Here is a 19,260-nt window from a genome sequence, read left to right on the forward strand (position 1 = left end):
TGGATACGGGGAATGGGCAATGATAAAGGACATGACTTCTATAGAATTAAAAAAAGCTACAAATGAACAACTGGATGAAATCACAGCAGTTTACCTGAGAAGTAAAAAGGACCTGGATGAAAACGGCCTGCTTCAGTGGGATGAAATCTATCCAAGCAGGGAGTATTTTGAATTGCAGATCGGATATGGTGACTTGTACTGCCTATATTCGGATGGAGAGCTCTCGGGTGCGGTGACCTTGAATACGTGGCAGTCCCCGGAATGGAGCGAGATTCCCTGGGAGTATGATGGGGAGCTGGTGGTCCATGCTTTGTTCCTTGATCCATTGAAGCAGGGGAAGGGACTCGGTACGAAGTTTTTGGAAAAATGTGAGGAGTATGCAGCCGATAATGGATACCGCAGTATCCGATTGGATGCATATGCCCGTAACGAGGGGGCCAATTATCTGTATGAGAAATTGGGGTATGTATACAGAGGGTCGGTCCATTTTACCTCAAAACCTGAAGGGCATCAGGAATACCGCTGCTATGAAAAGTCATTAAGATAAGAAGGTGACCTTTGGACTGGCCTGTATAGTCTGAAATTGGTGAAGTGGGAGATGGTGCCTGACCCCCGTTCATCTTTTGTACAAATGTACCAGGTTTATAGGGATTCCGGCATGATATACTTGGGGTACAATTTATGATATGAGGAAGCGGTAGGATTGAATGAATTAGTTGCAGAGGCAAAGGCCTTTATTGAGCAATTTTATATAGAAAGTGAGAAAACCGGTGTTGATGGGCGTTTGCAGCAGGTTGAAGAGGAAATTGCTGAAAGCGGGACCTATATCCATACAAAAGAAGAGCTTGTGTTCGGAGCGAAGCTGGCGTGGCGGAATAGCAATCGCTGTATCGGCCGCTTGTTCTGGAATTCGCTGCAGGTATTTGATGAGCGGGGTGCTTCAACGGAGGAGGACGTGTTCCAAGCACTGGAACGCCACTTAGAGTTTGCCTCCAATGAAGGACGGATCCGGCCGGCAATCACGGTGTTCAGACCGTCACAGCCCGGAGAGCCGGACATCCGTTTATGGAATCACCAACTGCTTAGATATGCGGGATATAAAGAGGGCGATACCTTTATTGGAGATCCGCATTCAATTGATTTCACGAAAAAATGTGAGGAGCTTGGCTGGGAAGGGGATAAGACAGATTTTGATATCCTGCCTTTCGTCGTTCAGATCGGTGAAAACCCTCCTCAATGGAAGCCGGTCAGGAAAGATCTCGTGTTGGAAGTCGATTTAAGACACCCGGAATTTGAATGGTTCAGTGACCTCGGTCTTAAGTGGTACGGGGTGCCAATCATTTCTGATATGGAATTGAAGATTGGCGGGATTTCATATAAAGCGGCACCGTTCAACGGCTGGTATATGGAAACGGAGATCGGTGCAAGAAATCTGGCAGACGTTGAGCGGTACAATCTTCTCCCCAAAGTCGCAAGCTGTATGGGTCTTGATATATCAAGGGCCATTACGCTATGGAAAGATAAGGCGCTTATAGAATTGAATATCGCAGTGCTTCATTCCTTTAAAGAAGATGGCGTGAGCATTGTAGACCACCATACTGCTGCCCAGCAATTCCGCCTGTTTGAGGAAAATGAGCAACATGCTGGCCGCGAAGTCACCGGTGACTGGACATGGCTCATACCGCCTGTTTCACCTGCGTCGACTCATATTTTTCATAAAGCATATGATAACACATGGAAATCGACGAACTATTTTTATCAGGATAAACCATATTGAAATGGAAAGCTGTTTTCTGAGTGAAGCTCAGGGAACAGCTTTTTTCTGTGGAGGTACGATGTCGGTGTCCCGTTCGCAGTGTCAACAACTAGGACGACGGACAGCGTCTAAAAAGCCGCGTTAGCAGGAGGACAAGGTGACGGCGGTCATTGCCCCACATGCAGTGTCAACAGTAAGGTAGAACCGTCCATCCCCCCGCATACATTGTCAACAGTAAGGTGAAGAACCATCCATCCCCTTTTTTGACACCTCGAAATAACGGAACCAAAAGCGGAATTCGTCAAACAGGATGGATCGATCGAGTGTGAAGTGGTCAAAGAAATCCTCCAGATGCTCTGCCTCACTGTCATCCAGCAGACCTGTCACATAAAGGGGCGTTTTGAATCGTTTATATAAATCTTCATGGCCATAAAAGTGAAATAAATCCTCCATTTGCTGTTCGGTCATGGTTTCATCACTCCTTTTTTCTAGGATTGGTCAGTTTTGAGTGATTTATCCATGGTGAGAGGGTAGATAAGCAGGGAGCGAGGGTGTTGTGCGGAGGATCGGGGCATTCGATGAGTCGCTGTGACTGCTGCGATTCAGGTTATGAACCGTTTTCACAAATTATGATCCATTTTCACAGATTACGATCTTTTTTCAGGATTTATGATCCTATCTGTGAATATTTGATCCTAATCCGGAATTTATGATCTTATTCCGGAATTTATGATCCTATTCGTAAATATATGATCTTTTTGTCGAAAAATCTCTATATTCATCAACGAAATGGTCCACCATCCCTGAATCTCACTTCAATATGAAATTCATCACTTAAACTTCATACCTTTTGGACAACTTAAATGAAAAGGAGTGATGTGGGATGAGAAGCTTATTCATCTGTCTGTCAGTCATTTTATTGGTGCAAAGCACGACAGAAGCGAGGAATATCCTGCCGCTGCCGGCCCACCAAAAGGAACTGGCCATTGTGATCGACGACCTGGGGAATGATATGAAGGGGACAGCGGAGATCCTCCATCTGCCTGTGACACTGACCCTCGCCATCATGCCATTTTTACCGACGACGAAAGAGGATGCAGAAAAGGCACACAGGCTGGGTCATGAGGTGATCGTTCACCTCCCGATGGAGCCGGTGTCCGGAAAGGCAAGCTGGCTTGGTCCGGGAGCGATCACGACTTCACTATCAAGTAAAGAGATCCGCAGCCGGGTGGAAAAGGCGATTGAAGAAGTTCCATACGCTGTGGGCATCAATCACCATATGGGATCGAAGGCGACTGCTGATGAGCGGGTGATGAGGGTTGTGCTTGAGGTATGCAAGGAGAAAGGGCTTTTCTATCTTGACAGCAAAACGACAGGCAAGAGTGTGATTCCGACTCTTGCTAAAGAACTTGATGTGCCCTATCTTGAAAATGAATTGTTCTTCGATGATATTTACACACTTCGACATATCGGTAAGCAGGCGAAACGCCTATCACATGAGTTGGATGATGATGAAAGTACGATTGCGATCGGGCATGTGGGCGTGACGGGCATGAAGGTTGCAACGATGCTGAAGGAATTCATACCGTTATATGAAAAGAAAGCGTCGATTGTACCGCTGTCTGATTTAATTCCTGAATATCATTTGATTGATGAGAGCATGCCTTGAGGGGTGTGCTTTTTGAATTTGAAGAAAGTATAAATTTATTTCTATAACTGTCCAGCTCCGGGACTTAGAGGCACATGTCATAAGTCAAAACGACCAAAAAGGCAAAATACGCCTTTGTGGCCGATTCGCCTTATGCCGCCCGCCTCTGTTCGAAGCCCCTCCGCTTTTCGTTCTGTGCCAAAGAAGGATTTTCACTTCCATTCTCAGAATACATAGAGAAAAAGGAAGGAAAGGAGAATGGATATGAATGTTGAAAAACAAATTTTAGATTGGTTTGATCATTTCCATGCTTACCCCGAAGTGAGCTGGAAGGAGTATGAAACGACGAATAAGATTGCGGAGATCCTGGATGAGCTGAATGTGAGTTACCGGAGATTTTCTGATGTGACAGGTTTGATTGCTGAAATAGGTGAAGGGGATGAAGTGACGGCTGTACGCGCAGATATCGATGCTCTCTGGCAAGAGGTGGACGGGGTGATGCAGGCGAATCATTCATGTGGTCATGATGCCAATATGTCGATGGTTCTCGGAGCCCTTCTTTATTCCCTACAGGATCCTCCAAAAGACAAGCGAATCCGTTTCATTTTTCAACCTGCAGAGGAGAAGGGGAATGGATCGCTTACCATGATTGATAAAGGGGCACTTAAGGATGTCCGTTATTTATTCGGTGTTCATTTGAGACCGAAAGAAGAACTGGATCATGGTTACTTTTCGCCTTCGATTCATCATGGGGCGGGCATTTACATGGAAGGGAAAATAAAAGGGGTAGATGCGCATGGTGCAAGACCCCATCAAGGGAAAAACAGTATCGATGTTTTGGCGGCCATTCATTCATTTTTAAAAACGATCTATTTGTCTCCGTTTGAATCTTATTCTGCAAAATTAACAAAAATGGCTGCAGGAGGGGACAACCTGAACATCATTCCGGGAAGTGCCGAGTTTGCAATCGATGTACGGGCACAGAAGAATGAGGTGCTCGAAGTATTACAGCGCCGCCTCCAGGAGGGGGTCGATGGCATTGCCAAACTGTACGGAGTCACGATTGAGTTTGAATGGACAGACTATACACCTGGAGCGGAGGTATCGGAAGAAGCTGAGGCCATCACGAGAGAAGCGGTTCGATCCATTGCGGGTGATGAGGCATTGGCTCCGCCGGTCATTACATCGGGCAGTGATGATTTTCATTTTTATACGATCAAGCATCCCGAAGTGAAGGCAGCAATGATTGGGGTTGGTGCGGATTTGACTCCAGGTCTGCATCATCCGGACATGAAGTTTAATGTTTCTGCGCTGAATCAAGCTGCAAAAATAGTAGCTGAGACGTTAAAAAAGGTATAAATCTAACTGTAATCGGTACCAAAATCTGATTGACTACTCCAACTTCTGCCCTTATGATACTCATATAGCGACTATTTAACGACAATTAGGAATAGTCAAAAAACAAAGGGGTTTCAAGGGGGAGTTTGGATGAAAAAGGAAATGTCTTTTTGGCTGGCAATCATTCCATTGCTTGTCATGATCACCGTAATGGCCATTACAATTGTTGTTTTGGAGCAGGGGCCGCACATTCCTCTGATCATCGGTACGGTCACAGCTGCACTTGTCGCCTGGTTTACAGGATTCAAATGGAAGGATATAGAGGAGGCCATGTATAAGGGGATTCGTCTTGCTTTACCTGCCGTAGTCATCATCATGCTTGTCGGATTGACAATCGGTGCTTGGATTGGCGGAGGAATTGTGGCGACAATGATTTATTATGGCCTGAAGATGATCACTCCTTCGCTTTTCCTTTTATCGATTGCAGTTATCTGTGCGGTCGTATCTCTGGCGATTGGCAGTTCCTGGTCGACAATGGGGACAATCGGTGTTGCGGGTATGGGAATCGGGATAAGTATGGGGATACCGGCTCCGATGATTGCCGGTGCCATAATCTCGGGGGCTTATTTCGGTGATAAGATGTCGCCGCTGTCAGATACAACGAACCTTGCTTCGGGACTCACTAACACGGATCTTTTTGTACATATCCGTCATATGCTTTACACGACGATTCCAGGCTTTGTGATTGCCCTGGCTGTCTATGCTTATTTAGGAAGGAACTTTGGGAAAAATGGGGTCAATACTGCTGATATTGAAAAGACAATCGGCGTTCTTCAGGACAGTTTTGTTGTTTCGCCATTTTTACTGGTTGTCCCGCTGCTTGTCATTGTTCTCGTTGCGCGGAAAGTTCCTGCCATCCCGGCTCTTATCGTAGGGATCATTCTTGGTTTTGGTGCACAGGTATTCATTCAGCATGATTCGTTTGCGGATGCTGTTTCTGCTCTTCAAAGCGGGTACGTGATCGAGACGGGAAATACGATGGTCGATGATCTGTTTTCACGCGGCGGTCTCGATTCGATGATGTATACGGTGTCGATGACGATTGTAGCGATGACCTTCGGAGGGATCTTGGAGCACACAGGTATGCTTCGTGCCATCGTCAACCAGATCCTAAAGGTGACAAAAACAGCGAAAGGCTTGGTGGCTTCCACTGTGGTTTCATGTTTTGCGACGAATGCATCATGCTCGGAACAGTATATTTCTGTCGTGGTACCTTCACGGATGTATGCAAATGCCTATAGGGAAAAAGGGCTGCATTCAAAGAATCTGTCGCGTGCCCTCGAAGATGGAGGGACGCTGACTTCCGTTTTCATCCCTTGGAATACTTGCGGGGTCTTCATTTTAGGAACGCTAGGGGTCCATGCATTTGATTATGCTCCTTATGCTGTGTTGAATTTTATCGTGCCGATCATTTCCATCATCTATGCCTTCACTGGTTTCAGCATTACCAAGCTGAGTGAAAACGAAATGAAAGCAGCTGAGCAGGAGGATGCCACACTTTCCTCCTGACCGGGTCAATAGATGGGGAAGGTCAGTTCATAAATCGCTCGCGGTCTTCCCTGGGCATACGTCATTTCTTCCCCTATGATCTTGGCAGAACCGTTGTCGACCAGTTTCTTCAAGATCCGTTCCGTTGAGCGCCGCGTGATTTGCATGTAATCAGAAAGCTCTGCTGCAGTGAAATCACGGGACGAACGGGATTTGTAGAAATGAATGATTTTAGATAAGTTCGATGGACTCAATTTTAATTGTTTGGCAAGAGACAGCATTTCGGGATGATCATTTTTCAGATGCTGTTTCTTGTTTTTATCAGGGTATGGTCCTGACATCTCTTTCTCCTCATTTAGAATAAAGGCGCAGCCATCAGAATCAACCTTTCTGGCAAATGACAATGCGGTCTGTGCGTTTTCCTCTGCTTGTGCTGCCGTATGACCGTATCCGAACCCTGCAAGCACGGGGTGTTCAAGTTGAAACAGGGAAGGGAAGTCGGTGCTTTCCAGGAAATGTTCGATGCTTCCCCTATTGCTGTAAATCGTGTAGGAAGAACCATCCTCATTTTTTTGGAGTGTTCCCTTCATCAGGCGGGCGAGCTGATGAAGATGTTCATGTTCACCATCCCATTCTTGAACTGAAAGACGGGCAGCAGCGATCGTGGCTGCTTTTCTTTTAGATAAAAGAGATTGGGAATGAGCTTCATCGATGGCCCGTATCAACGACTTAGCAGGGTCGATCATTCTCATGCAAGGGATTTGCAATTTGACAAGCCGATCATAAACAGCATGGATGCTCGTTAAGGCAAACTCCGTTTTACCATCCTTAAATAACTGCCGGTGGAAGTCTGTATATTCGCTGATGTTAAAGTTGTGGGGCAGGCGCTCTTTATAATCCATCACATAACGGGGCGGGTTCTTGAGGTGTAGGTCTGACGCAATGTGATCGATGAATGAAAGATCCATCAAATCGATGGACACGCGGTCTGGTTTGATCTGATGATGGTGCAGGATATAAAGCAGTGATGTCACAAGGGCCGTTTCATCCTGTTCAAGGTAAAGGACCGGGACAGATAATGTTCGGCATTCTTCTTTTGAAAAAAAGTAAGGCAGTGCCCCTGAAAATAAAAGAGCATCACATGGTGTGATTTGTGTGATCAGCTTGCTTGCTTCCTGGGGTTCCGTGTAAATGTAGGGGACCAGTTCGATGCTGTTTAAATCAGGAGCAACGGAAATCTGGACCCGTTCTATAAAATCCTTGGAGCCGATCAGGGCGATTTTCGTTTTCATGACGATCTCCTTTCTTGATTAACGACTATATAACGACATTATACCAAGCGGACATAAATTTTGTTAGATTAAAGGAGTGTTTTTCATATGATCATAAAAAAAATCAATTTGTATGCCATCAGGCTGCCGCTGAAACAGCCTTTCATCATAAGTTACCATACATATGATGATATGCCCTCTATCTTTTTGGAAATGGAGACGGATGAAGGAATCATTGGGTATGGTGAAGCGGTGGCTGATGAGCATGTGACAGGCGAAACATGGGAAAGCACATTTCAGGTCCTTCAGCATACGCTCGCCCCGAAACTGATCGGGGAGAATCCTTTTCATATTGAAAGAATTCATGACCTGATGGATAAGGCTATTTACAATGCCCCGACAGCAAAGGCGGCCGTCGATATCGCTTGCTATGATGTCATGGGGAAAAAAGTGAATCAGCCTGTTTATCAGCTGCTCGGCGGCCGTTATCATGAAGAATTTCAGCTTACCCATGTCCTCAGCATAACAGAACCGGATACAATGGCAGAGGAAGCCGCCCGGATGATCGAGTATGGATTTCAATCATTTAAAATGAAAGTTGGAACCGATATCGACCTGGATATTGAAAGAATCAGGAAGGTCCGGGAACTCGTCGGAATGGAAGTGCCAATAAGGGTGGATGTGAATCAGGGGTGGAAGAACAGCAGTCAAACGCTAAAGGCACTTCGGCATCTTCAAGATTTGAACATCGATTGGCTTGAGCAGCCCGTTTTGGCAGATGATGTAGATGGGATGGTCCGGATCAAATCAAGGACAGATATACCGCTCATGATTGATGAGGGGCTGAAAGGCGTACGTGAAATGCGTGAGATCATCAGGAAGCAGGCAGCGGATAAAGTGAATATTAAGTTGATGAAAAGTGGTGGGGTCTACCCGGCAGTCAAACTTGCCCATATGGCTGAGATGGCAGGGATGGAATGCCAGGTCGGCTCGATGGTCGAGTCATCCATTGCATCAGCAGCCGGCTTCCATGTGGCCTTTTCGAAAAAAGTCATCACTAGTGTAGAATTGACGGGGCCGATTAAATTTTCAAAGGATATCGGAGACCTGCATTATGACGTCCCTTATATAAGGCTTTCTGAAAAGGCGGGCCTCGGTGTTAAAGTAGATAAAGATATTCTGGAAGAATTGACTGAGTTCAAGAGTATCGTAGAGTAAGGAGCATGAATAATGGATCATCTATTCGAGGGATTTCTTGAAAAAAACAATGAATCCTATACCGTTCGTTTATTAAGTAAAGAGCATATGAGCCAATTACAGGAGCTGCAGGAGCTTGTGGTGGATACACTGACAGAAAAAAAGAATTTACAGCCCCTGACGTATGAGGAATTGGACTATATTTTAACCGGAAACGGACTGATGATCGGAGCTTTTACAGGAAGTGGATTAGTCGCATTCCGCGCCTTGTTGATCCCGCCGATCGATGAAGAACATCTGGGACTGGATGTTGGGTTGGAAGCAGAGGAACTGCCACGGGTAATCTATCAGGAAATTTCGAATGTACACCCGGATTACAGAGGCAACCGGCTGCAGCAAACCCTGGCTTATTTGATTATGGAAGAGCTGGGGAAACTGGATCAAAGATTTACCTTTGTGGCATGCACGGTCGCTCCCTTTAATATTCCCAGTTTAAAAGATAAGTTTAAGCAGGGAATGGAGATTGCGGCCCTTAAAATCAAGTACGTAAATCAACTGCGCTATATATTCATTAAGCGCCTGGATAGTGAGGGTACAGGGGGAGAAATTTCCGAGATTGCCAGAATTCCGATGGGTGATGTCGAGGGGCAGCAGGCGTTATTGTATGCAGGCTGGCGCGGCATTTCACTGGAGGAAGAAGACGGTGAATATCAGGTATTATATGTGAAAAGATGATAGAAAGGGAAGAGCTGCAATGAATTTGGCGTCCAGAAGGGCGCTTTTTTTGTCGTTCGATCAGGGAGAACATCTTCCATTCCAAGAATGTATCGATCCAAAAAAGCCGGGTAACACGACCCGGCTTATCTCAAAAAGTTATTTCTTCCGGGTAATTTCCAGTCCCTGTTGATCAAGTGCGTACTTGATACCTTGCTGCAGGATAGTGAAGCAAGGGATGTTGGCGACAGTGTGTCCGGACTGTGTGATTTTGATGCTGAGCTCGGGTGAAATCCCCACCAGGAGGCATTTCGTTCCCAACAAGCCGGCAGATCCCACGAACTTTCGGATGAAATCAAGGGTGTAGTCGTCGAATCCGGTCAAGCTCGTCAAATCGAGAACGAGAAATTCCGCTTTGTAGTGCGGAAGGTTCAACAGAGTCCGATTCAAGAGCTCCTCGCCTCTCAATTCATCGTAAGGCCCGACTAACGGAACGACGAGAATCGAATCCATCAACGGTATGATAGGGGATGAAATTTCTTTGATTATGTCAGAAAGCACCTGGGTACGCTGTTCCGTCAGTTGCTCCAACTCAGCACGTACCTTTGTTTTCTGTTCATCAAATAAGGTTTGAACATTCAGGGTCGGTGTGATGTCCGACTCGAAGAATTCATACTGACTGTAATCTTCTCCTCCAATCTGGCTCTTTACGACCCTGTACCATACATTTGCATCGAATAAGCCAGAAAATACACCAGCCCAGTGTCCGGGCAGGAATTTCCCTTCATCTGTCTTCCCCTGAGCGAGTTTAACTTTGTGCTCCCAGCCATTTTTGACGGTGATCACGGCTTTCCTGTCTTTGATAGAGTAGTAGACAACATCTGTGATTCCCCATCCGGCTGTAACATATGTATTGGGAAGCTTCGTCAATATTTCATCCGTGCTTCCGATCGTGTCCATGTAGAATTGACTCACAATCTTACCGGTTCTGTACCCTGCTGTTTCAAGGACGAGCTCCGATTCCTTTTCTCCTGCGATTTCTTCGATTGAATCAAACAGCGTTTTAAAGGCTGTCTTCACCCAGAACATGACGACTTCATCATTTTCAAAATTAAAGTCCCCGGTTTCCAGGTTCCAGTCAAATAATGAACCATTGACATTAACATCATACCTTGTCATAAATAATAGCCTCCATAAAAACAATTAAGTTGATACTTACCTATACCCAAAAATAGGGGAGTATAAAATGGCTTATCTCTTAGTTGAAATCCTATCTTAGTTGAAGGGTGTTTTCTAAAAGAATGTTGTTTTTCGGAAATTGTCTAATAAACCTGAATGGAATGTGTGAATGTGCTCTTTTCACAATCAAACTTAGAAGTGCAGCCGATAGTCGGGTGGAAATATCTTTTTTGTCACTCATGTGTGTAAAAACTAGGGAAAGAGCTTAATTGAATTATAAGGTTATTAATTCCAAGAGTAAAACTACAGGCCTTAGCCAAATGTTAAAAAAGTGCTGTCCTCACCCGGAAAGAGCGATGTTGATAAAATAAAAAAACCCGTCCGGGGCGGGTTTCAGGATTTCAGTTCAGTGTAGATGACAAGCCGTTTGCTATAGTTCCTCGATGATTGGTCAAAGTCACCTGTGCAGGTGATCAGGTTCAATGAACTTCTGTGGGTATACCCGAAAATGGATTTCAGGGGGGCGTTATCCCATGGATATTCTTTTTTGTCTGTCACAACAAAGATTCTTGTGTCTCCGGCTTTGCTTGTGATCTTCACCTCATCGCCTACAGACAGATTGTTCAATTCGTAGAAAACGGCAGGTCCGTTCCTGCTGTCGACATGACCACCGATGACGGCATTTCCGGGTTCACCCGGATTATAGCCTTGCTCATACCAGCCTGTCGTATCAAAGCTTTCTGTGACAGCCATTTCTCCGTTTTCCTTCAGCCCGACTGATTCCACATTGGCTTTGAGATCGATCGCAGGGATTTCAAGAGAGGCGGGAACGATTCCAGTACGCTCGTCTTTTAAAATCGATTCAGCATAGGGAGAAGAGCTGGTGGTTGTGCTGGCCATATGTTGTTTCGGCTCTTCCTCCTGCAGCTGTTTAGGCTCCTCGGCAGGTTCAACGCTTGAATTCATGCCCATTTCAGCATTACATGCAGAAATAGTCATTAGTACAAGCACAAGGAAGACAACCCTCATAGTATAAAACATGTGAAGCCACTCCTTTCATCTTCACAAAAGAGGGGACAGACCTTGCAGGGGTCGTCCCTCTTTTCATTGTATATTATTTACTTCCAGCATATTTTTTTAAGGCTAAAACAGATCCCCCGGCAATAGCCATCAGAGCAGCCAGTAAGTATTCCAGCGGGAATTCCTCCGCGTCGGCTGTACCGCCCATGCCTGTGTTCGGCATTTGAGAAGGCATATCGTGAGCAAATTTATCAGGGTATTGATCGACAATGGCTGAAGATAATCCTTTGGCAGGGTTCAGCATATGCTCATAAGCCATTCGGATGTCTTCAAAAGATTGTTCATAATCTCCGGCAGCATAGCTGTCGAATGCTCCTACCAACTGATCGACGTGCATTTGAAGTCCTTCTGCCAGTGCATCAGATTTCAGGCGGCCGTCTGTAGCTGTTTCAAGGAACTTGGAGAAATCGGCACGATAGTTATCAAGGTTTTGGAGAGCCTCTTTTTTCGCAGCTTCGTCTTCAGCACCTGTTGCTTTTACATAATCAACAAAGAACCCGATATGATTCGACCACATTTCTTTAAACTGATTCCCAGCTTCCTCACCATATACAGAAGCGATCGCTGCAGATAGTGCTTCAGTGTTGGCATTCAGTGCATTGACAGAAGCATCGAAGTCTTCAGAACCATCGATACCGTTTTGCATCGCCATTGTTGCAAGTGCAGCATGCTCAGTCAATAGATGGTTAAGAGTCGCTCTTAAGTCAGCTGCCGGTGTAACGGCCATGGTGTTCTCGAATTTTTCCGGATATTGATCGGTAATGGCGCTGGATAATCCTTTTGCGACCATATGCATATGATTGATGGCTTCACGTTCGTATTCATAGGCTTTGTCGTAGTCTCCTGCTACATAGCTGTCAAATGCACCAATGAGCTGGTTCACATGCATTTGCAGCCCTTCAGCCAGGCTGTCGGATTCCAAACGTTCACCCGTAGCGGTTTCGAGGAATTTTGAGAATTCTGCCCGGTAGCCGTCAAGATTTTTGAGTGCTTCATCTTTTGCTGCCTGGTCGTTTGCCCCAGTCGCTTTGACATAATCCACGAAGAATCCGATATGGTTGGTCCACATTTCATTGAATTGGTTTCCTGCTTCTTCACCGTAAACGGAAGTGATGGCTGCCGTTAAGTCTTCCGTATTTGAATTCAAAGCATTTGCTGCCGCATCGAAGTCTTCAGAACCTTCTGCGCCTCTTCTCATCGCTTCGACTGCTAAGTATGCATGTTCACTTAAATAATGTTGAAGAGTCGTTCTTAAATCCGAGGCCGGTGTCACAGCCATCGGGGAATGATCTTCGCCGTTATGGGCAAAAGCAGTTCCTGCTGCCGGAATCATTAATGTCATGCTCAATGGGATTGCTAAATAACTTTTATTGAATTTCATAGGGTAATCTCTCCTTTTGTTTTTTATTTTCATAGAGCTAACGACAGAAGTTGACAGTTGGATCACTTTTTTTGAAAAAAGTTGTGATCATTATTTAATACGGGGAGGTTTTGAGAGGAAAATTTGTCTTTCTAAAGGGCAAATCCAAATAAAAAACCCGGCAAAAAGCTGCCGGGTTTTAGAATATTCATGATTAGATTTCAGAATTAGATTTCAGATGCAAGTACGATATCCCCCTGCGGAAGCTGACTCTTCGCATCAGGTTCCAAGGTGATGGCGACCATATCCCAATCTTCCTTAGCGAATTCTTCGTTCATTTTAAAGACGACAGAGCCTTTACCATCCTGTCCGGTAACAAATGTACCAGCGCGCTGGGGCTTTTCATCTTTGATGAGCCATACCTGGTAAACCTCTTCCTGAGACAAATCTTGAAGCTGTGAAGCTTGCACGACGAGGCTCGATTGTTCGCCCTGCTTAATGATGCTGGCGGTTCCTTTGGCATTTCCTTTCACTGCAGCTAGGTCAACATATTTTGTAACCTGATCAATCGTTGCCTGTTCAACAATTTCCTCTTCCTGCTGGATTTGCGTGAACATATAGGCGTTGCCAAGTAAGGAAAGAGCAAGTACAGCTGCTACAGAAGGGAGCATCCAGCGCTTACGCTGTTTTTCTTTTCTGAAAGGAGTGACGGTGCTTTCATTCTTTCGTTCAATTTGAGCAAAAACCCGTTCTTCCAATCCTTCAGGAGGGACGATAGGTTCTGAAGCATAAGGTAAGAATTCATTCAGCTGATCGAGCTCAATTAATGCTTCCTGACAGTCTGAACAGTTTTCCAGATGCTTCTCGAACGCTTCTTTGTCAGACTCGTTCAAATGATGATTGTAATAATCGAGTAAGTGATCACATTGATGAGTCATTCCATGGTCCCTCCTTTCCCTTTAAGACAGCTGTGCAGATGCTTCAGCGCCAGCCTTATTCTCCCTTTCACTGTTCCGAGCGGTGTATCTGTGTTCTTTGAAATTGACTGCTGTGTCAGTCCTTTGAAATAAAATAAATGGACGATCCGCTGCTGATCTTCCTTCAAAGCACGGATGCAGTCCTGGATCGCTTTTCCTTTTTCCTTCCATTCCACGATATCAGCCGGCGTTTCATAGCTGACCTGAAGTGAATCCTGTTCCATATATTCGACTGACTCATGCTTCTTGCGCTTACGAAGAGCGTCCAGGCAAGTATTCCGGGTCATCGTCAATAACCAGGAAGAAAATTTTCCTTTTGAGTGATCGTAGGGGGCGTGCTTCTTCCAAAGTTTCATGAAGACTTCCTGTATGACTTCTTCCGCAATCTCCTGATCACCCGTCATTTTGTAGGTGAATGAATAAATAAGTTTCTCATATTTTCGGTAAAGCTGCCGCAAAGCAGTCGAATCTTGATCGTCGACCACTTTCCGATATAAATCAATATCCTTGATTTCCTGTGGCATAAAACGCTCCTTAAATATGACATAAGTAAATTAAGGATACTAAACTACCTTCTTTAACTCAATTAACTTACCTCTAAATAGCTAACGAAAAAAAGAGGGATTTGGATCATTTTTGGGTTTAATTTTTTGAGATTAGGGTAAGAGAGCGTTCTCTCTCTGGGAAAGTTTCAGGAAATGAGATAGAGGAGGGGAGAGTGAGATTCCAAAGTGGAGGGAATCGGACAATTTGTAAGATTTTCGGACGAAATTTTGATAATGCGGACAATTTTTCTGAGTTACGGACAAAAAACAAAAATACGGACAATTTTTATGATTTACCGACAATTCTTCTTAAATCGACAAATTTCGCAAAACCTTGTTCAACATATCCAAAAACCAATCCACGCCAATCCAAACCAAACTCCAAAGCCCGTCCCTCACCACGTTAAAGCATAAAAAAACGAACCCCCGAAAGACCAGGGGTTCGCTTGAAAGCATATAAGTAATTATCTTACCTTTTGCAATTTATGGATGACTGTAAGTGAACGTCCTGTTCCGATTGCCACTGATTCCAATGGATTCGGTGCAAGGTGTACAGGCACGACGATTTCTTCGCTCAGCCAGTCTTGAAGTCCGTTCAACAGGGAGCCTCCGCCTGTCAGGATCACACCTCGGTCTACGATGTCTCCGCTTAGTTCAGGAGGACAGTTCTCAAGCGTCGCACGGATGGTTTCTAGAATATGAAGGAGGGATTCCCTCAATGCACTTTGGATTTCGTAAGAAGTGAGAGTGATCGTTTTCGGAAGTCCGGTCACAAGGTCACGTCCGCGGATTTCCATTGTACGTTCTTCATGGTCGATCAGCGCATGTCCGACTTCGATCTTGATGTTTTCCGCTGTTCTTTCACCGATCAGCAAGTTGTAGCGTTTGCGTACGTGCTGGATGATGTCTTCATCCATTTGGTCTCCCCCGATGCGGATTGTGTTGCAGGATACCACACCGCCGTATGAGATGATGGCTACTTCCGTTGTTCCGCCGCCGATGTCGACGATCACGTTGGCAACCGGCTCATCAACCGGCAGGTCCGCTCCGATCGCTGCAGCAACAGGCTCTTCGATGAGAGTGACTGTTTTCGCGCCGCTTCCACGGACAGCATCCTGAATCGCTCTGCGTTCTACGCTTGTTGCACCGGATGGTGTACATACGACAACATTGGGTTTACGGATAGAGAATCCTAGTTTTTTACTGGCTTTTTTCATCACTTGTTTAAGCATTTCAGTAGTGACATCAAAGTCAGCGATGACGCCGTCTTTCAATGGGCGTACGGCTACGATTTTACCGGGGGTTTTTCCGATCATACTTTTGGCTTCTACGCCGACTGCTAATACTTGTTTGTTTTCTGTGTCGATTGCGACTACAGACGGTTCGTTTAATATGATTCCTTTATTTTTACTATAAACTAGAATATTTGCGGTTCCTAAATCGATCCCGATTTCAGAGTTTGATAACATCAATATTCCTCCAACTATAAGAATTCTACACAGTATAACCTTCTATATAGTATAGGAGATTTTTGACGGTTTTGAAGGTGGAGATATTTACCACCGACATAATGTTACAAAGTATGACATGAATATTTTTCAATAAAATGCTCTTACAGAGCGTTTTTAGATACCGGGGTATGTATATAAAACCATTCATTTCATTTACCCTCGTTAAATAAATTTAAACGTCCTGTAACAATGAAGCGGGTGCAATTACGACTAGTAGAAAGGTGGTAGTTGGGTCCGAATAGTAAAAATAATGAAAAAACATATAATAAAAGTACAATAGATTGAGATAGTTTAGGTATATAATGGAAATGAATATAGAAAATTGTAAAAAAATAAGAGATCGGACATGAGCCCGATCTCTCTTTTTATAAAGTGAATTTCTCCAATTCCTTTTTCATCTTAACTGTCATTTCATTCAATTCCGATACTTGACCGGTCATCTGCTCGAAGTAGCGAAGCTGTTCTTCGGTTGAAGAGTAGATTTCTTCGGTACCTGCTGCGGTTTCTTCTGTGATCGCTGATATGTTTTCTACGGCTGCGATGACACTGTTGGTGCGTTCATTAGAAGCCGTCATACCCTGTTCCAGCTCAGATAACTTTTCATAGATCGCAGAGACATTTCCTGCAATTTCTTCAAAGGCACTTTCGGTTACGGACATCGACTCCATTTGCCGGCTCGATAAGGTACTGCCTTTCTGTGAAGCTTCCATGATTGAAAGAATGCCTTCTTTGATGCTTCCAACCATATTTCCGATCCTTTCCGTTGCAACGGAAGAGTCTTCGGCAAGCTTACGGACTTCCTGGGCCACCACGGCGAAACCTTTTCCGGCATCCCCGGCGCGTGCGGCTTCGATTGCTGCGTTAAGAGCCAGGAGGTTGGTTTGGTCGGCAATTTCTTTTACCGCCTGGGCAGCCTGTTCGATTTCCCCAGTGTATTTTGCGAAGGATTGGACTGATTGCTCGATAGAGGCTGAAGAATCTGTGATAGATTCGGCAAACTCTTTTTGTTTGATCAGCGACGTCCTTCCGTGCTCTACAGATTGGAGAGCGATTTTACTGTTGGCGGAGGATTCCTGGCTGCCGCGCACATTGCTGGCGAATTCTTCACCCATCACTGCCATCAAGGAAGCGGTCGATTGCACATCCTCTGAAATCGCCTGGCTTCCCTTAGCTAATTCTTCGGTGGAAACAGCGACCTGGCTGCTGCTTTCGGACAGGTTTGCCATTTGAGCCTGGACATCCCTGGTAAATTGCTCGACATTCAATCCAATTTCATTGACGGACTGAACCGTATTACGTAAATTCCCGACCATATGCTGGAAGGCTGTCTGAAGCTTATAGACTTCAAATTTGTTGTTCTTTTTGTTGCTATCTTCAAAAGTAATCGTGAGGTCTCCGTCAGCAATTCTTTCCGCATTATGGACCATCGCATTCAATGGTCTGACAATTCGATTCGATAGAATGGTAGAGGCCCCGACTGAGAGGGTGAAAGCCGCCAGAAAGCTGATGACTGTCGCCCACACGATGAAAGTGATTTTCTGTTCATTCTCTTTTAATAGGTTTTGATACCAGTCAGAGGTTTGCTTGTTTAATAGATGCATATCATTCAGGACGCCTGAAATCCTCAGTGATTGGCGTTTGATTTCCGCCTTGTTGTTCGCATTCAATGCTTTCCCGGAAACGGACTTCAGCTCTGAAAATTTTGATTTAATCCTTGCTAACGTTTCTTCCTGCTCTTTTACGGCAATGATTTTTCCGAGTTCATCGATTTGCGAGGAGGTATCAGTCAACAATGTCTCCGCCATCTGCTTATTTTCATCGGATGTATTGACGGAATAATTGGCGAGGGCCTGTTTTGTAACGATGAGGTGACTGCGCAGCTTCTCCGTTTCTACAAGGATTTTGACATCTTCATTTGCTGAACTTTGAAGAGAGAACAATTGAGAAACGACATATCCTATAATGATGGTCGATAGAATCAGGGGGATGAACCCCAATATCATTAATCGTTTTTTTAGTGCCATGTAAAATATACTCCTTAAGTGAGATTAGTTCATCTTAATCGTGACTTCTCCTGAGATGATCTTGTCTGTTGCTTCTTTAATCATTTTCGTTTCATCATCCGTCAATTCTGTAATGCGTACCGGGGCAAGTCCGACTCCATCTTCCTTTAACCCAAGCTCAAAGGATGCCTCAGAAATACTGCCTTCAGACACTAGTTCTTTTGTCAGATTGAAAACGGCATTATCGATCTTCTTCATCATGGAAGTCACGACCGATTTTTCCGCAATGAAATATTGATCTGAATCGACTCCTCCCGAATAAATGCCTGCCTTCTGAGCAGCCTGTATCGCACCGACCCCGGTAAATCCGGCAGCTGGGTAAATGAAGTCTGCTCCTGCTTTGATCTGTTTTTCGGCAATGGTGCTTCCGAGGGCTGAATCACCAAAGTTATTCGCATTGTCTTTCAGGATTTTGATGGAAGGATTCACATATTTCGCACCCTGCTCGAAGCCTTTTTCAAAACGATGAATGACAGGTACATCCGCACCGCCGATGAATCCGAGTGTATTCGTCTTCGACTTCATCGCTGCCACCATACCGACAAGGAAGCTTCCTTCGTGTTCCTTGAACGTGATTGATGTAATGTTATCCAGCTCCGAAACTCCATCGATCATCAAAAAATGTTGCTCCGGATGTTCCTTGGCGACTGTCTCAAGCGCTTCTTGAATGGAGAAGCCAAGCCCGATCACCAGGTCATGGTCCTGAGCCACGAGTTCCTGAAGCGCTTCTTCAAAATTCCCATCGGGTGCTTCCCTGTAATCAAACAGGATTCCCAGCTCATCCCGTGCCCGTTCAAGCCCGCGGAAAGCTGAATCATTAAACGAACCATCTCCAAGACCGGTGTCCGAGAGAAGGATCCCGATCGTACGTAAGTTATCATCATTGGGTTGATCAGCTGAAGACGACGAACATCCGGCTGCCGCCAGCATCATCACCAACAATATCATCATGAACTTTTTCAAAACAAAACCTCCACATAATAATAAAAATAAAGACATTATACTTGTCCGTACCTTTGTATTATCGGAGGTGGGTGGGAAATTGTTATAGGGATAAGAAATATGGGAGTATT

General features: G+C 45.0%; 17 protein-coding genes. 7 read left to right on the forward strand and 10 right to left on the reverse strand.

Translation table 11 applies throughout. The annotated features are described in order from the left end of the window. The first annotated feature begins 19 nt into the window (after positions 1-19). Both ACXAFV_RS10415 and ACXAFV_RS10420 read left to right on the forward strand, forming a co-directional pair. Positions 20-547 (forward strand): N-acetyltransferase family protein, encoded by a 528-nt coding sequence (locus ACXAFV_RS10415; protein ID WP_475126311.1) that lies wholly within the window; start codon positions 20-22, stop codon positions 545-547. Between the two features lie 156 nt (positions 548-703). Next, positions 704-1,777 carry a nitric oxide synthase oxygenase gene (locus ACXAFV_RS10420; protein WP_475126313.1) on the forward strand — a complete coding sequence of 358 codons (1,074 nt, stop codon included), beginning with the start codon at positions 704-706 and terminating at the stop codon, positions 1,775-1,777. Between the two features lie 207 nt (positions 1,778-1,984). Here ACXAFV_RS10420 and ACXAFV_RS10425 read toward each other — a convergent pair whose 3' ends face one another. After that, entirely contained in the window at positions 1,985-2,224 is a 240-nt protein-coding gene (locus ACXAFV_RS10425) for a hypothetical protein (protein ID WP_475126314.1), read from the reverse strand. A gap of 415 nt (positions 2,225-2,639) precedes the next feature. On the opposite strand from ACXAFV_RS10425, the gene ACXAFV_RS10430 reads away from it, so the two are divergent. From ACXAFV_RS10430 to nhaC, 3 genes are all read left to right on the forward strand, one after another. Then, the gene (locus ACXAFV_RS10430; RefSeq protein ID WP_475126315.1) at positions 2,640-3,425 is read left to right on the forward strand and encodes a divergent polysaccharide deacetylase family protein; all 786 of its coding nucleotides are present in this window, start codon (positions 2,640-2,642) and stop codon (positions 3,423-3,425) included. 243 nt (positions 3,426-3,668) lie between these two features. After that, positions 3,669-4,763 (forward strand): amidohydrolase, encoded by a 1,095-nt coding sequence (locus tag ACXAFV_RS10435; RefSeq protein WP_475126316.1) that lies wholly within the window; start codon positions 3,669-3,671, stop codon positions 4,761-4,763. A gap of 129 nt (positions 4,764-4,892) precedes the next feature. Continuing rightward, entirely contained in the window at positions 4,893-6,311 is a 1,419-nt protein-coding gene (gene nhaC / locus ACXAFV_RS10440; RefSeq protein ID WP_475126318.1) for a Na+/H+ antiporter NhaC, read from the forward strand. A gap of 5 nt (positions 6,312-6,316) precedes the next feature. Here nhaC and ACXAFV_RS10445 read toward each other — a convergent pair whose 3' ends face one another. After that, positions 6,317-7,582, reverse strand: a complete 1,266-nt coding sequence (locus ACXAFV_RS10445) for a transcriptional regulator (RefSeq protein WP_475126320.1) — start codon at positions 7,580-7,582, stop codon at positions 6,317-6,319. Positions 7,583-7,669: 87 nt separating this feature from the next. On the opposite strand from ACXAFV_RS10445, the gene ACXAFV_RS10450 reads away from it, so the two are divergent. Beyond that, complete coding sequence (locus ACXAFV_RS10450; protein WP_475126322.1) at positions 7,670-8,779, forward strand: mandelate racemase/muconate lactonizing enzyme family protein; 1,110 nt, start codon at positions 7,670-7,672, stop codon at positions 8,777-8,779. A gap of 12 nt (positions 8,780-8,791) precedes the next feature. Then, positions 8,792-9,493, forward strand: coding sequence for a GNAT family N-acetyltransferase (locus tag ACXAFV_RS10455; protein ID WP_475126323.1), 702 nt, complete (start codon positions 8,792-8,794; stop codon positions 9,491-9,493). 138 nt (positions 9,494-9,631) lie between these two features. Here the strand turns inward: ACXAFV_RS10455 and ACXAFV_RS10460 are convergent, their stop codons facing one another. The 8 genes from ACXAFV_RS10460 to ACXAFV_RS10495 all read right to left on the reverse strand — a co-directional run bounded on the left by ACXAFV_RS10460 (position 9,632) and on the right by ACXAFV_RS10495 (position 19,150). Beyond that, the gene (locus tag ACXAFV_RS10460) at positions 9,632-10,651 is read right to left on the reverse strand and encodes an STAS domain-containing protein (protein ID WP_475126324.1); all 1,020 of its coding nucleotides are present in this window, start codon (positions 10,649-10,651) and stop codon (positions 9,632-9,634) included. Between the two features lie 393 nt (positions 10,652-11,044). Continuing rightward, positions 11,045-11,692, reverse strand: coding sequence for a class F sortase (locus tag ACXAFV_RS10465; RefSeq protein WP_475126326.1), 648 nt, complete (start codon positions 11,690-11,692; stop codon positions 11,045-11,047). A gap of 73 nt (positions 11,693-11,765) precedes the next feature. Next, positions 11,766-13,112: a copper amine oxidase gene (locus ACXAFV_RS10470; protein WP_475126328.1), complete on the reverse strand. Its 1,347-nt coding sequence runs from the start codon at positions 13,110-13,112 to the stop codon at positions 11,766-11,768. A gap of 206 nt (positions 13,113-13,318) precedes the next feature. Continuing rightward, positions 13,319-14,029: an anti-sigma factor gene (locus ACXAFV_RS10475; RefSeq protein WP_475126329.1), complete on the reverse strand. Its 711-nt coding sequence runs from the start codon at positions 14,027-14,029 to the stop codon at positions 13,319-13,321. Continuing rightward, positions 14,026-14,592 carry an RNA polymerase sigma factor gene (locus tag ACXAFV_RS10480; RefSeq protein ID WP_475126330.1) on the reverse strand — a complete coding sequence of 189 codons (567 nt, stop codon included), beginning with the start codon at positions 14,590-14,592 and terminating at the stop codon, positions 14,026-14,028. The genes ACXAFV_RS10475 and ACXAFV_RS10480 overlap by 4 nt, the downstream gene beginning before the upstream one ends. A 485-nt stretch (positions 14,593-15,077) precedes the next feature. Beyond that, complete coding sequence (mreBH, locus tag ACXAFV_RS10485; protein WP_475126331.1) at positions 15,078-16,082, reverse strand: rod-share determining protein MreBH; 1,005 nt, start codon at positions 16,080-16,082, stop codon at positions 15,078-15,080. 407 nt (positions 16,083-16,489) lie between these two features. Beyond that, positions 16,490-18,148 (reverse strand): methyl-accepting chemotaxis protein, encoded by a 1,659-nt coding sequence (locus ACXAFV_RS10490; protein ID WP_475126332.1) that lies wholly within the window; start codon positions 18,146-18,148, stop codon positions 16,490-16,492. 24 nt (positions 18,149-18,172) lie between these two features. Then, positions 18,173-19,150, reverse strand: coding sequence for a BMP family lipoprotein (locus ACXAFV_RS10495; protein WP_475126333.1), 978 nt, complete (start codon positions 19,148-19,150; stop codon positions 18,173-18,175). Positions 19,151-19,260 lie beyond the last annotated feature (110 nt).

The organism is Rossellomorea sp. ABR4_012, assembly GCF_056159545.1.